The sequence below is a fragment of the Collinsella sp. AF14-35 genome (assembly GCF_003464565.1).
In the GTDB taxonomy this organism is placed as follows: Bacteria; Actinomycetota; Coriobacteriia; order Coriobacteriales; family Coriobacteriaceae; genus Collinsella.
Map to the genome: position 1 here is coordinate 73,059 of NZ_QRZD01000001.1, position 12,473 is coordinate 85,531.

Here is a 12,473-nt window from a genome sequence, read left to right on the forward strand (position 1 = left end):
GCTACGGTTTGAGCAGAGCAAAAGCGGTTCGACCGCTACTCTGATGATTATTTATTATCACAGTATTATACGGCGGTGAACAGATGGAAACGGTTGGCGGCAATCTTGCCTCTGCGCTCAGGATCGAGCCGGGCATTACCGCGATTATCGGCAGTGGCGGCAAGTCGACCTTGCTAAAGACGCTCGGCCTTGAGCTTATGCGCGCTGGCGGCCGCGTGCTCCTCTGCACCACCACGCACATGTTCCCCGTCGCCGGCGTGCCGTGGGACGGGTCGAGCCGTCGCCTGGACGCCGCGCCTTGGAAGCCGGGGGCTCTGCATGTTCCCGGCTGCACCTGCGAGGCATGCGCGGGACTTGTCCGAGGAAGTATCTGCCAGGCGGGTGTTTTGAACCCGGAGACAGGCAAGCTCTCCGCCCCCGCCGAGCCGCTCAACGAGCTGGCGCAGCGCTTTGACTATGTGTTGGCCGAGGCAGATGGCAGCAAGCGACTCCCGCTCAAGGCACATGCCGCCTGGGAGCCGGTAATTCCCGCCGCCGCGACAAACGTTGTCTGGGTCGTCGGCGCCTCGGGGCTGGGCAAGCCCGTCGCCGAGGTTGTCCACCGCCCCGAGCTCTTCTGCGAGCGCTGCGGCTGCGAGCCCACCGACACCGCCACCCCAGAGCGCGTCGCTATGGCGCTCAATGCCGAGCTGCAGATGCTGAACCTCAACAATGCCCGTATCATGCTCAACCAAGCCGACACGCTTGCCGACCCAACAATGGCAGATCGCTTCGAGGCAGCCCTCAACCGCCCCCTCATCGCCACCAGCCTCCAGGGGTAGCAAATTTGGGACGGGGCTCTTTTTGCTACCCCGTCCCAAAAAATCATCTCCCAAATTAGCTACCCCGGCGGTCTTCCCGTTAGCGGGGCACGTAGCGGCCGGGTTGGGCTCCGGTGGGCTCGCCGTCGCGTGCCGCCAGCACGCCGTTCACAAACACGGCCTTGGCGCGGCCATGTGCCTCAAAGCCCTCGAGCGGCGTGTAGTCCACGGCCTGATGCTGCGTCGCGGCGCTGATCGTCCAACGCGCGCACGGATCCCACACGCACACGTCGGCATCGGCGCCCTCGGCAAGACAGCCCTTGCGCGGATACATGCCAAAAACGCGCGCCGGATTCTCGCTCATCAAGCGGCACAGATCCTCGGGACCCAGCTGTCCCTCAAAGCTCGTGGCAATCGCAACGGGACGATGCTCCACGCCGGGCCCGCCGTTGGGAATCGCGCGGAATTCATCGCGTCCTCGGTCCTTTTGCCCGTGCAGGTTAAAGCTGCAATGATCGGTCGCAATAGTATCGATCTCGCCAGCCACAAGCGCCTCGCGCAGCGCGGCACGGTCACCGGCATGGCGCAGCGGCGGGCTCATCACGTACTTGGCGCCCGCAAAGCCGTCCTCGCCCTGCTCCAGATAGCAGGTGTCGTCGAGCATCAGATACTGAGGGCAGGTCTCGACATAGATGTTCTTCTGCCCGTGCGCTTTGGCAGCGCGAATGGCCTCGAGCCCCAGCTTGGTCGAAAGGTGCACCACGTTGACCGGAGCGTCCCCGGCCAAGTGCGCCAGATACAGCAGGCGGCTCACGGCCTCGGCCTCACACACGTCCGGACGGCTGAGCGCATGGCCCTCGGGCCCGTGGATACCCTGCTCAAACACGCGCTTCTGCAGCGCGTTGACCAACGTGCCGTTCTCGCAATGCACGCACAGGATACCGCCCACGCGCTTGAGCTCCTCCAGCACCTCGAGCGTCTCGGCATCGTCCAGGCGCAGATGGTCGTAGGCAAAGTAGGTCTTAAACGACGACACGCCCGCCTCGCGCATGGCCGAAAGATCGGCGCGGTTGCGCTCATTCCACTCGGCAAGCGCCATATGGAAGGCATAGTTGGCGGTGCAGGTGCCGTCGGCGCGATGATGCCACTCGACCAAGGCATCGGGCATGGTCACGCCGCGATCGGCCGTCGCGTAGTCCACAATGGTCGTCGTGCCGCCGCAGGCAGCCGCGCGCGTGCCGGTCTCAAAGCTATCGGCTGTCCAATCCATGCCGGTCCAGCACTGCATGTGCGTGTGCCCATCGATAAAGCCCGGGAACACCCAGCAGCCCGCAGCATCCTCGACGGTATCGCCCTCGGCCGGCTCAATCGCCGCGGCAATCCGTACGATCTTATCGCCATCCATGGCAAGATCGGCGCGGCGAAGCCCTTGGGGCGTCACGAGTGCGCCGTTTTTGATGATGATCATAATTGCTCCTTATTGATTGATGCAGTTGGCCACGCGATCAAAATACGAGCAGGCGGCGATATGCTCCGAGACGCGGCGCTGGCCCTTGGCGGTGTCGACATCCCACAGCTCGTAGGCACGCGCCTCGACCAGCTGGACATCGGCACGGCCGCGCAGCAGCGACGATCCGCCGTCCTTTCCTTTAAGCCCCATAAGGTTGGGAAAGAAGCTCGCGGGGAACAGCACCGGAGAGGCCGGCTCGCCGTTTAGGGCAAGACGCACGGGCGCGACGCCGCCGTTGGCCTTAAAAGCACCGGCGAGCGCCTCAAAAGAATCCGAACTCACAAGTGGCTGGTCGCCCGGCAAAAAGAGGCAACCTTTCCAGTTGCGTTCGACTCCCCACGAAAGGCCCGCACGGACGCTTTCGCTGCGCAGCTCGCCATCGTGCAGCACGCACGGGCAATGCTTGTCCTCGCAAATATGGGCGACCTCGGGCCAACGCGTCGAAACCACAACATCAAAGCCCCCGGGGACCGAATCGATGGTCCGGGCAATCAGCGGCTCGCCATAGATATCGGCGAGCATCTTGTTAGAGCCAAACCGCTTGCCCTCGCCCGAAGCCATAATGACGCAACCGAGTTTCATCTCCGCAAACCTCCCCTGGCTGCCTTGGACACCATAGTTGCTATACCCACCATAGCAAGCTCACACTCCGTCGGAACAGGCACGCACTCGTTTTCCAGCGAACGCCTCTTGGCTCCCCATAGCACAAAGGAGGGCACCCCGCGACGCAGGGCACCCTCCTCAATGGTGCAGATATGCCTACTCAGCGTCGCCGGTAAACGTGGTACCGGTCTTGCCGGCAAGACCGTCACGCGCCTTCTCGAGCAGCGTGATGAGCGCCGTGCGGCCCGGCTTGCTCTCGGCAAACGTCGAGGCGGCCTGGACCTTGGGCAGCATGGAGCCGCGACCGAACTCGTTGGCCTCGGACAGACGCTTTACGTCAGCCGCGGTCAGCGTGTCGAGCCACTGCTCGTGGTCGGTGCCAAAGCCAATGGCAACCTTCTCCACGGCCGTCAGGATAATCAGGGCATCGGCATCGAGCTGCTCGGCGAGCTTCTCGGCCGCAAAGTCCTTATCGATGACGGCGGCAGCGCCCTTAAGGTGGTTGCCCTGGGCCTTGGTGACGGGAATGCCACCACCGCCGCAGGAGATCACCACGTGGTTGGACTCGACGAGCGACTTGATGGTGTCGAGCTCGACGATGTTCACGGGCTTGGGCGAAGCCACCACACGACGGAAGCCCTGCTTCTCGTCGTGGATGAACTGGTAGCCGCGGTCGGCCTCCAGCTCCTTGGCCTCGGCCTCGCTCATCCACGGACCGATCGGCTTGACCGGGTCGGCAAAGGCCGGGTCGTCTGCCGCAACCTCGACCTGGGTGAGCACGGTGGCGACACCCTTGTCGATATTGCGGTCGAGCATTTCCTCGCGCAGCGCATTTTGCAGGTCATAGCCAATGTAGCCCTGGCTCATGGCGCCGCAAACGGACAGCGGGCAGGGAACGTACTTCTGAGGGTTAGAGCGCGTGAGCTCGGCCATCGCGTTGGCGATCATACCCACCTGGGGACCGTTGCCATGCACGACGACAACCTCGTTGCCCTCCTCGATCAGGTCGACGATAGCCTTGGAAGTCGTCTTGACGGCCTCCATCTGCTCGGGAAGGTTGGCGCCGAGGGCGTTTCCACCCAGGGCGACAACAATACGCTTAGCCATTTCTCAGCCCAGCTTTAGGCCTGGAACCAACGGGCGGTGTTGCGCTCGTCGAGGGCCTTGAGGGTAGCGGCGGGATCGGCAACCTTCTGCAGGAACATCATGGCTGCGATGGCGTACGGCTTGTAGCTGGCCTCCTTGTACATGCCCACGCGGTGCATGTCGAAGACGTCGGCGTTGACCTCGCCGTGCTCGCAAGAGACACCAGAGATGTCGGCGGGCAGCGGATGCATAAAGATGGTGTCCTGGCCGTTGGCGGTCTTCTCCATGAGCTCGGTCGTGGAGCACCAATCCTGATGCGTAGCGTTCTGAGCGAGCAGCTCCTTCTCGAGTGCAGCGATGCCGGCGTCGTCGCCCTCGGCGTACAGGTTGGTGCGCTTCTCCATGGCGGCAAACGGAGCCCAGCTCTTCGGGATCACGATGTCGGCGCCCTCGAAGGCCTCGGCCATGGTGTTGACCTGCTTAAAGGTGGTGCCGGACTCGGCGGCGTAGCCCTTGGCGCGCTCGACGACCTCGGGCATGAGGTCGTAGCCCTCGGGGTGGGCCAAAGTGACGTCCATGCCAAAACGGGGCAGCAGGCTGATCAGCGACTGCGGACAGGACAGCGGCTTGCCGTAAGAGGGCGAGTAGGCCCAGGTGACGGCAACCTTCTTGCCCTTGAGGTTCTCGAGGCCGCCAAACTCGTTGATGAGGTAGAGCATGTCGGCAGAGGACTGCGTGGGGTGATCGGAGTCGGACTGCAAGGAGATGAGCGTGGGACGGTGATCCAGAACGCCGTCCTCGTAGGCCTGCTGGACAGACTCGGAGACCTCGGCCATGTAGGCGTCGCCCTTGCCGATGTACATGTCGTCGCGGATGCCGATGACGTCGGCCATGAAGGAGATCATGGTAGCGGTCTCGCGGACGGTCTCGCCGTGAGCGATCTGGGACTTCTTCTCGTCCAGGTCCTGCAGCTCAAGACCGAGCAGGTTGGCTGCCTTAGAGAAGGAGAAGCGCGTACGGGTGGAGTTGTCACGGAACAGGGAGACGGCCAGACCCGAATCGAAGATCTTGGACGAAACGTTGTTCTCGCGCAGCTCGCGCAGGGCGTCGGCGACGATGTAGAGCGCCTTGAGCTCATCGGTGGTCTTGTCCCAGGTGTGCAGGAAGTCGCTGCCGTACATGCCCTTAAAATCGAGGCCGTTCAGCTGCTCGACGAGCTCGGTAAACTTGGCGTCCATGTAAATATCCTTTCCAAAGATGAAACGATTGCAATGAGTAGATGTGCTCCGGCATGCGCGTGTGGCTAGAACATGCAGAGCACTATGACGAGGACCCGCTACCGTTGAGGAAGCATGGGAGATAACGACCGCGGGCCCCAAGTCAACAGGGGGTGCCGGGGACACGAGCTGTCCCCGGCTCAACAAGATCGAGGAATGGGACTAATCGATCTTGTTGTTGGTCAGACCGGCGCGGAACACGGTGGCGTCGCCATCGGCCTGGCTCGGATCGTAGAGGTTCAGGGCAGCCACATACATGGCGGCAGCGGTGACCAGGTCGTCCTTGTAGGTGACCTCGTTGGGAGCGTGAGCCTGAGACTCGGCACCCGGGCCAAAGCCGGCGCAGGGGATGCCATAGCGGCCCTGGATGGAAACGCAGTTCGTGGAGAAGGTCCACTTGTCGCACAGCGGACGACCGGTGCGCTTGTCCATGCTGGGCTCGCAGCCGATGCGCTCGTCACCGAACATGGCCTTGTGGGCGTCGACGAGGGCCTTGACGTGCGGAGCGGTCTCCTTGTTGATCCACGTGGGGAAGTAAGCCTCGGTCTCGTAAACCTCGCCGGTCCAGGACGGACGGTCGTACATGTACATGGAGACCTTCACGTCGTCGCCGTACTTCTTGGCGGCCGGCAGGTTGCGGATCTCGTCCAGGCAAGACTCCCAGGTCTCACCGGCGGTCATACGACGGTCGATGGAGATGGCGCAGGAGTCAGCGACAGCGCAGCGGCTGGGGCTGGTGTAGAAGATCTGGCTGACGGTGCAGGTGCCGCGGCCCAGGAAGCGGGCGTCCTCGAAGTGCTCGGGGTTGTACTTAGGGTCGAGCATCTTGACGAGGCCCTTGATGTCGGTCGACTCGTCGCAGCCGTTGTTGTTGAGGGCGCGGACGTCGGCGATGATGTCGGCCATCTTGTAGATGGCGTTGTCGCCGCGGTCGGGAGCGGAACCGTGGCAGGAGGTGCCGTGAACGTCGACGCGGATCTCCATGCGGCCGCGGTGACCGCGATAGATGCCGCCGTCGGTGGGCTCGGTGGAAATGACAAACTCGGGCTTAATGCCGTCCTTGTTGTAGATGTACTGCCAGCACATGCCGTCGCAGTCCTCTTCCTGGACGGTGCCGACGACCATGATCTTGTAGCCCTCGGGGATGAGGCCCATGTCCTTCATCATCTTGGCAGCATAGGTAGCAGAAGCCATGCCACCCTCCTGGTCGGAGCCGCCGCGGCCGTAGATGATCTCGTCGGTCTCGTAGCCCTCGTAGGGATCGGCATCCCAGTTCTCGATGTTGCCGATGCCGACGGTGTCGATGTGGGAGTCGATGGCGATGATCTTGTCGCCCTCGCCCATAAAGCCCATAACGTTGCCCAGGCCGTCGACCTTGACCTCGTCATAACTAAGGCTCTCCATCTCGGCCTTGATGCAGGCAACAACCTCACCCTCCTCGCAGGACTCAGAGGGGTGAGAGATCATAGCGCGCAGGAAGCGAGTCATATCAGCACGATGGGACTCAGCAGCAGCCTTAATGGCATCAAAATCGAGTTCTTTAGTCATAACAGTCAACCTTTCTACAAGGGTTTACCTACAGGTAGATATTTCAGATAGATCACTTGTACCAAGCAGCGTGAGGTTGAGCACCCGGCAAGCAAGTAACCATAGGAGGCGGACGGAGGACTTTGCTCCGTCGCGAGTTCCGCACGAGCCGGAGAGCACTTAATGTGCTCTCCGTGCGAGCAGGACTGTCCGAGCAGGGAGTAAAGTCCTCCGGCTGCCTCCGGACAGGTCAGTCTGCTAGCAAGTCGGGTACTCGCCCTCCCAGACGATGCGACGGTACTGATCCGGATCGGTGTCGCCCTCGGTGGAGAAGCAGAGCACGGAGCTCGTCTTGTCCAGGCCGATGAGTTCCTTGAGCTCGGCGTACTCGGGATCGAGCATGAGAGTCTCGACCAGACCGGTGGTCACAGCGCCGGACTCGCCAGAGATGACGCGCGGGTCGCCCTTCTCGGGAGCGCCCAGAGTGCGCATGCCGCGAGCGGTGACCCAGTCGGGGCAGGACACGAAGGCGGTGGTGTGGTTGCGCAGGATATCCCAGCCCAGGATGTTGGGCTCGCCGCAGCACAGGCCGGCCATGATGGAGGGCATGTCGCCGTCCACGATGCGCGGATCGCCGTCGCCGGCGGCAGCGCCCTTGTACAGGCAGGCGGCAGGCGCGCACTCGACCACGACGAAGGTGGGCGGGTTATCGGGATACAGGTTGGTGAAGTAGCCCACCACGGCGCCGGCGAGCGAGCCCACGCCAGCCTGGACAAAGACGTGCGTCGGGCGGTTGATGGCCATCTCGCGCAGCTGCTCGGCAGCCTCGGAAGCCATGGTGCCGTAGCCCTCCATGATCCAGGACGGGATCTTCTCGTAGCCCTCCCAGGCGGTATCCTGAACGATGACGCCGCGCTCGCAGGCGTCGGCCTCGGCGGCGGCCATGCGCACGCACTCGTCGTAGTTGACCTCTTCGATGGTCACCGTGGCGCCCTCGGCGGCGATGTTATCAAAGCGGGGCTTGGTGGAACCCTTGGGCATGTGCACGACGGCCTTCTGGCCCAGCTTGTTGGCAGCCCATGCCACGCCGCGGCCATGGTTGCCGTCGGTGGCAGTAAAGAAGGTGGCCTGGCCAAAGTCCTTGGCAAGCTGATCGGAGGTCAGGTAATCGAAGGTGCACTCGGCAACGTCCTTGCCGGTCTCGTCGGCAATGTAGTTGGCCATGGCAAACGAACCGCCCAGGACCTTAAAGGCGTTGAGGCCAAAGCGATAGCTCTCGTCCTTAACGCACAGGTTGGAAAGGCCCAGGCGCGCAGCCTGACCATCCAGGCGGGCAAGCGGAGTGACGGTGTACTGAGGGAACGACTGGTGGAAGGCGCGGGCCTTCTTCACGTGGTCGAGGCTCATGATTCCCAAGTGCTTGTCATCGCTCTTGGGCATCGTGTTGCCCGCCCACTGGATCTTATCGGCCATACGGTGAACTCCTTAAGTCCTCTCTTGCCGGCCCCCGCATACGCGTTTCAGCCCATTCCCATTCATGCGACTGAACTTTTATGTGGATGCCAAACAAAAAGTTTGTTAGCACTGTTCTATCACACTTTTTGATTGGTAAACCTAACAAATTGTTTGTTGCCGTAATCGGTACCTTTTCGCCGCCGAACGGTCACATAACGCAGCGACGCTTTCGTTATTTGCGAACAAGTGTGGTTTATGGCAAAGTGTGCCCAAACTAATTTTTAGGAAGGCACCCATGACCCCCGCACAGATTGAGTTTTATAAGCGCCTTGCACACGGCCTGGCGCTCCAATTTGGCCCCAACTGCGAAGTCGTCGTCCACGATCTGGAGACCGAGGACGTGGACCACTCCATCGTAGTGATCGAAAACGGCCACGTCAGCGGGCGCAAACTGGGTGACGGCCCCAGCCATATTGTGTTTGAGTCCATGCACGAGGGCACCACCGACGTGCACGACCGCGAGCCATACCTCACCAAAACCACCGACGGCAAGCTGCTCAAGTCCTCGACCATCTTTATCCGCAACGACGAGGGCAAGCCCGTCGGCATTTTGGGCATTAACTTTGACATTACGCTTATGAAGGCTTTTGAGCGTTCGCTCGACGCCTTTACCGGCACCGGCGGCACGGGCTACACCGAGCCCGAGCCCATTACCAAGAACATCGGCGACCTGCTCGAGGACCTGCTGCACGAGTGCGAGCAGTTTGTGGGCAAGCCCGCGGCGCTCATGACCAAAGACGAGCGCATTCGTGCCATTGGCTACCTCGACCGTCGCGGCGCCTTCCTCATTTCCAAGTCGAGCGAGCGCGCCTGCGAGTTCTTTGGCATCTCCAAGTACAGCTTCTATAGCTACCTCAATGAGGCCAAGGCGGCGGCCGACGACAAGTAGGCACTCGCCCAGATTGCCCCTCCCCTTTTGGGCGCGAGTTCTGGAGAGCATGAATCCAAGACCGAGCCGCTTGGAAAGTTCCATATAATCGATGTCATTAGTATTTCGAAAGGGTGGAACAGAATGGCGTTGAGCAAGGCATCATGCACCGGTCGCGGATTGATTCCGGCAATTGGTGGACATGTGCACCGCATGTTCGATGAGGGTGAAGACGACCTGTTTTCGCTGAGCCTTGACGACGTGATGGATGATCGCCCGTGGACCGCCGACGAACTCATGGGCGGTGGGGTTCGCCCGTCAAGCCCCAATTCCGCACTTGCGCCTAAGCCCGCATCTGCGCCGACTCCTGCGCAGCCGCCTGTTTCGACGCCCGCGTCTACGCCCGCACCCATTTCGGCGCCCACGCCCACTCCCCGCCCCGCAAGCGACCCGTCCGAGACGGCGGCATTTCTCGCTGCGGCGACGCGGAACAAATCGGCCGACAGCACCGTTATGTACAGCGCCCAGCAGTTGCCTGTTCCTGCGGCACGCAAGTCTCCGGTCACAAGGCTCGATGAGCCCGTTGCCCATCAGGTTGCCTACGATTCCTGGGCTGCAGCCGATCTGGATGAGACCTCTACCGGCATGCCGGCGCTCGACGTTCCAGTTAACCCGCTTTTTGCCGCCAACACGAGCGCCGCGGACTATGAGGGCGGTGCGGCATATTCCGATTATTCCGATGGCTATGCTGGCACCGATCGCATCGAGACCGAGGATTATGGCACCGCATCGAGCGATTATCTCAACGATCCGTACGCTGCCACGCCTGCACCGGAATATGACCCGGAGGCCGCGTCCGCGCCGGCGTATACCAAAAGCACGGGCGAAGAGCGCTTCGCCGATTATTACGCCGAGGAAAAGGCACTGCATTTCTCGGAATTTCCGCAGGCAGTCAAGGTTGCCTTTATCGCCATTGTCATTGCCCTGCTCGGCGTCATTGCGTTTGAGGGATTCCGTCTGTTCTCCGGCCCCACCCAAGCGGAGTCGGAGACCCAGCAAAAAGAGAACGATGACGAGTACCTGGACATCAACACCCTCAAGGGCGACCCCAACGACGGAGACGACGAGTAGCGAGGGTTAAGGGAGGGCCGGAAGAGCCGGCGGCATGTTACGGCTCCAAAAGCCCTGCCATAAAGATGGGCAGATACAGCACGTCACCATCGCGGTGAAGATTACATTCCGCAAGTACCAGGGCGCGATCGATTCCGTAGCCCTTCGTCGCGAGCGCGTTGTCGAGCGCCGCATGGGACTTAAAGCTCTTGCCCGACTTGACCTCGATGGCAAGGACCTCCCCATCGAGCGTCTCCTCCACAAAATCGAGCTCGCCGACTTTTTTAGACGTAAAGTAGCGCAATCTGAATCCGTGGGCTTTGAGCTCTTGGGCAACGAAGCCCTCAAACGCCGCCCCCATGTTCATGCCAAAGGCGTCTTCCGCCTCCCCATCAAAAACTCCTTGGGCGACCCTTTTGGAATACGACGACATGAGCATTCCGGTGTCCAAGTAAAACAGCTTGAACAGATTTCGTTGCTCCCCCAATAAAAGGGGTGCCACGGGCGCCGCTACGTTATACACGGGAAGCGCGACACCCGCCTCCGATAGCCAGAGAAAATGATCTGTCACCTGCGAAAAACGTTTGACACCGTTAATCGATGACAGTTTGAATCGCTTGTTTTTGGAGCCGGCCTCGCTGGGAATCAGATCATAGATATCGCGAATAACCAAGCGTAGCTCAGGCGGAGCGTACTTTGCGATGTCATCGCGATACAGGGCGTGAAGATCGCGATGGATGTTTCGAACCTCGTCGACATTGCGCGTCGCCAAGAAGGAATTGACCGCGTCGGGCATGCCCCCCACCACCACATACTGATGGAACAGATTGAGCAAGCGGTCATACAGATAGCCGGGGAGCTCCTTTTCGTCCTTTAGACAACCCCTGAGCATGTCAAACGCTCCGGCAGCAACGCCGCTTGCCCAGCAGAACTCCTCAAAGTCGAGCGGGTACATCTGGACCTGCTCGACATACCCCACCGGCAGGGAATCGATGCCCTCGAGCTCAACGCCAAGGGGCGATCCGGTAAGGATGTATCGAAAGTCGCCGCGCTGGACCAGGTATTTGATAAACGTCACTACGTTGGGGCATCGCTGCACCTCGTCGATAACCACAACGGTCTTGTTCGCAACCATCGGCTGCGTTGCAGCAATAGACATGCGCATAAGCAGGTCATCCGCGCTTTTTGCCGCCAAAAACGAATCGCGCACGGACGCGTCGGCGATAAGGTCGAACGTCACGACATTTTCGAACGATTCGCTTGCAAAGACGTTGACCAAATATGACTTTCCCACCTGTCGGGCGCCCTTGACCAAAAGAGCCTTGTTAGGCGACGAGGCAAGCCAAGATTCAAACTGTGCTTTCGCTTTTCTCTGCAGCATAAGCGTACCCCTTATTACGTGCTGTTTTAGCACTAGGATACACTTTTCCGTGGTTGCTAGGTGCTCATTTCGACACTTTTTCGAGGTTTTAAAGTGTGTATCACGACACTTTTCCGTACTTTTACACGGGATATTTCGACATTTTTTCGAATTTAAGCCTAACAGCAGCCGGCGAAATCAAGCGCCGCCCGCGCGTCATTTCGCAAGCGCGCTTGATTTGTGTCCGCGCGCGCTGATAGACTCCACCGTGCCTGCAAGGAGCGGGCACGTTTTATCCAGAGTCGGGGTAGAGAGTTGGCTCCACGATCCCGACGCCAACCGGCCAAGAGGCACGGTGGCCCTGCCAACATCGATGAAAGGAGTCCGTATGGACAATTTCTCCGTGCGCAGTGAGCGCAACTTCCACAACCTGGTAGCCAAGCCAAAACGAATGCATCTTCTGGACGAGCCGAGCGGCTATGCCTCGGCCATGGTCAAGAGCAGTCTCTCCCATCAGATGCGCTTTACGGTGCAGGCGCTCGAGGAAGAGCTCTGCGTTGCCGGAGACCCTCACGTGCTGCAGATCAAGTTGCTCGGAAATGACTCGCGTGAGCCGTCCAGCTGGAAGCTCTTCGCCGACGGCGCGTGCGTTGCAGACGGATCGGGCGCCTTTGCCCGCGAGTGCTTCTGCGAGGGCGCCGAGGTGTTCCTGGACCTGTGCCGCGACGCCGTCGACGCCGCTGAACTGCGCCAGTGGAGCCAGAGGGAGTACGAGCTGTTGAGTGCGGCGCGTGGGATTGCGGGAGTTTAGGTGGGC

At 60.8% G+C, this 12,473-nt stretch carries 11 protein-coding genes and 1 riboswitch; of the genes, 4 read left to right on the forward strand and 7 right to left on the reverse strand.

Features of this window, described 5'->3' with window-relative positions; translation table 11 throughout:
• Nucleotides 1-83: 83 nt before the first annotated feature.
• Nucleotides 84-821: a selenium cofactor biosynthesis protein YqeC gene (gene yqeC / locus DWW12_RS00355; RefSeq protein WP_117854461.1), complete on the forward strand. Its 738-nt coding sequence runs from the start codon at nt 84-86 to the stop codon at nt 819-821.
• 79 nt (nt 822-900) lie between these two features.
• Here the strand turns inward: yqeC and hydA are convergent, their stop codons facing one another.
• From hydA to dpaL, 6 genes are all read right to left on the reverse strand, one after another.
• Nucleotides 901-2,268 (reverse strand): dihydropyrimidinase, encoded by a 1,368-nt coding sequence (gene hydA / locus DWW12_RS00360; RefSeq protein ID WP_117854463.1) that lies wholly within the window; start codon nt 2,266-2,268, stop codon nt 901-903.
• A gap of 9 nt (nt 2,269-2,277) precedes the next feature.
• Entirely contained in the window at nt 2,278-2,892 is a 615-nt protein-coding gene (locus tag DWW12_RS00365) for a nucleotidyltransferase family protein (RefSeq protein ID WP_117854464.1), read from the reverse strand.
• Between the two features lie 177 nt (nt 2,893-3,069).
• Nucleotides 3,070-4,020: a carbamate kinase gene (arcC, locus tag DWW12_RS00370; RefSeq protein ID WP_117746609.1), complete on the reverse strand. Its 951-nt coding sequence runs from the start codon at nt 4,018-4,020 to the stop codon at nt 3,070-3,072.
• Between the two features lie 14 nt (nt 4,021-4,034).
• Nucleotides 4,035-5,237, reverse strand: a complete 1,203-nt coding sequence (gene ygeW, locus DWW12_RS00375) for a knotted carbamoyltransferase YgeW (RefSeq protein ID WP_055252229.1) — start codon at nt 5,235-5,237, stop codon at nt 4,035-4,037.
• A 201-nt stretch (nt 5,238-5,438) separates the two neighbouring features.
• Nucleotides 5,439-6,824, reverse strand: a complete 1,386-nt coding sequence (locus tag DWW12_RS00380; protein WP_117854466.1) for a YgeY family selenium metabolism-linked hydrolase — start codon at nt 6,822-6,824, stop codon at nt 5,439-5,441.
• A gap of 237 nt (nt 6,825-7,061) precedes the next feature.
• Nucleotides 7,062-8,276, reverse strand: coding sequence for a diaminopropionate ammonia-lyase (gene dpaL / locus DWW12_RS00385; protein WP_055252227.1), 1,215 nt, complete (start codon nt 8,274-8,276; stop codon nt 7,062-7,064).
• A gap of 277 nt (nt 8,277-8,553) precedes the next feature.
• On the opposite strand from dpaL, the gene DWW12_RS00390 reads away from it, so the two are divergent.
• Nucleotides 8,554-9,207 (forward strand): transcriptional regulator, encoded by a 654-nt coding sequence (locus DWW12_RS00390; RefSeq protein ID WP_117583047.1) that lies wholly within the window; start codon nt 8,554-8,556, stop codon nt 9,205-9,207.
• 123 nt (nt 9,208-9,330) lie between these two features.
• Complete coding sequence (locus DWW12_RS00395; RefSeq protein ID WP_117655007.1) at nt 9,331-10,317, forward strand: hypothetical protein; 987 nt, start codon at nt 9,331-9,333, stop codon at nt 10,315-10,317.
• A gap of 37 nt (nt 10,318-10,354) precedes the next feature.
• On the opposite strand, the gene DWW12_RS00400 is transcribed toward DWW12_RS00395, so the two are convergent.
• Entirely contained in the window at nt 10,355-11,677 is a 1,323-nt protein-coding gene (locus DWW12_RS00400; RefSeq protein WP_117854467.1) for an ATP-binding protein, read from the reverse strand.
• Nucleotides 11,678-11,945: 268 nt separating this feature from the next.
• Nucleotides 11,946-12,036, forward strand: a riboswitch (SAM riboswitch).
• A gap of 8 nt (nt 12,037-12,044) precedes the next feature.
• On the opposite strand from DWW12_RS00400, the gene DWW12_RS00405 reads away from it, so the two are divergent.
• Entirely contained in the window at nt 12,045-12,467 is a 423-nt protein-coding gene (locus tag DWW12_RS00405) for a hypothetical protein (RefSeq protein ID WP_117655009.1), read from the forward strand.
• Nucleotides 12,468-12,473: the final 6 nt, after the last annotated feature.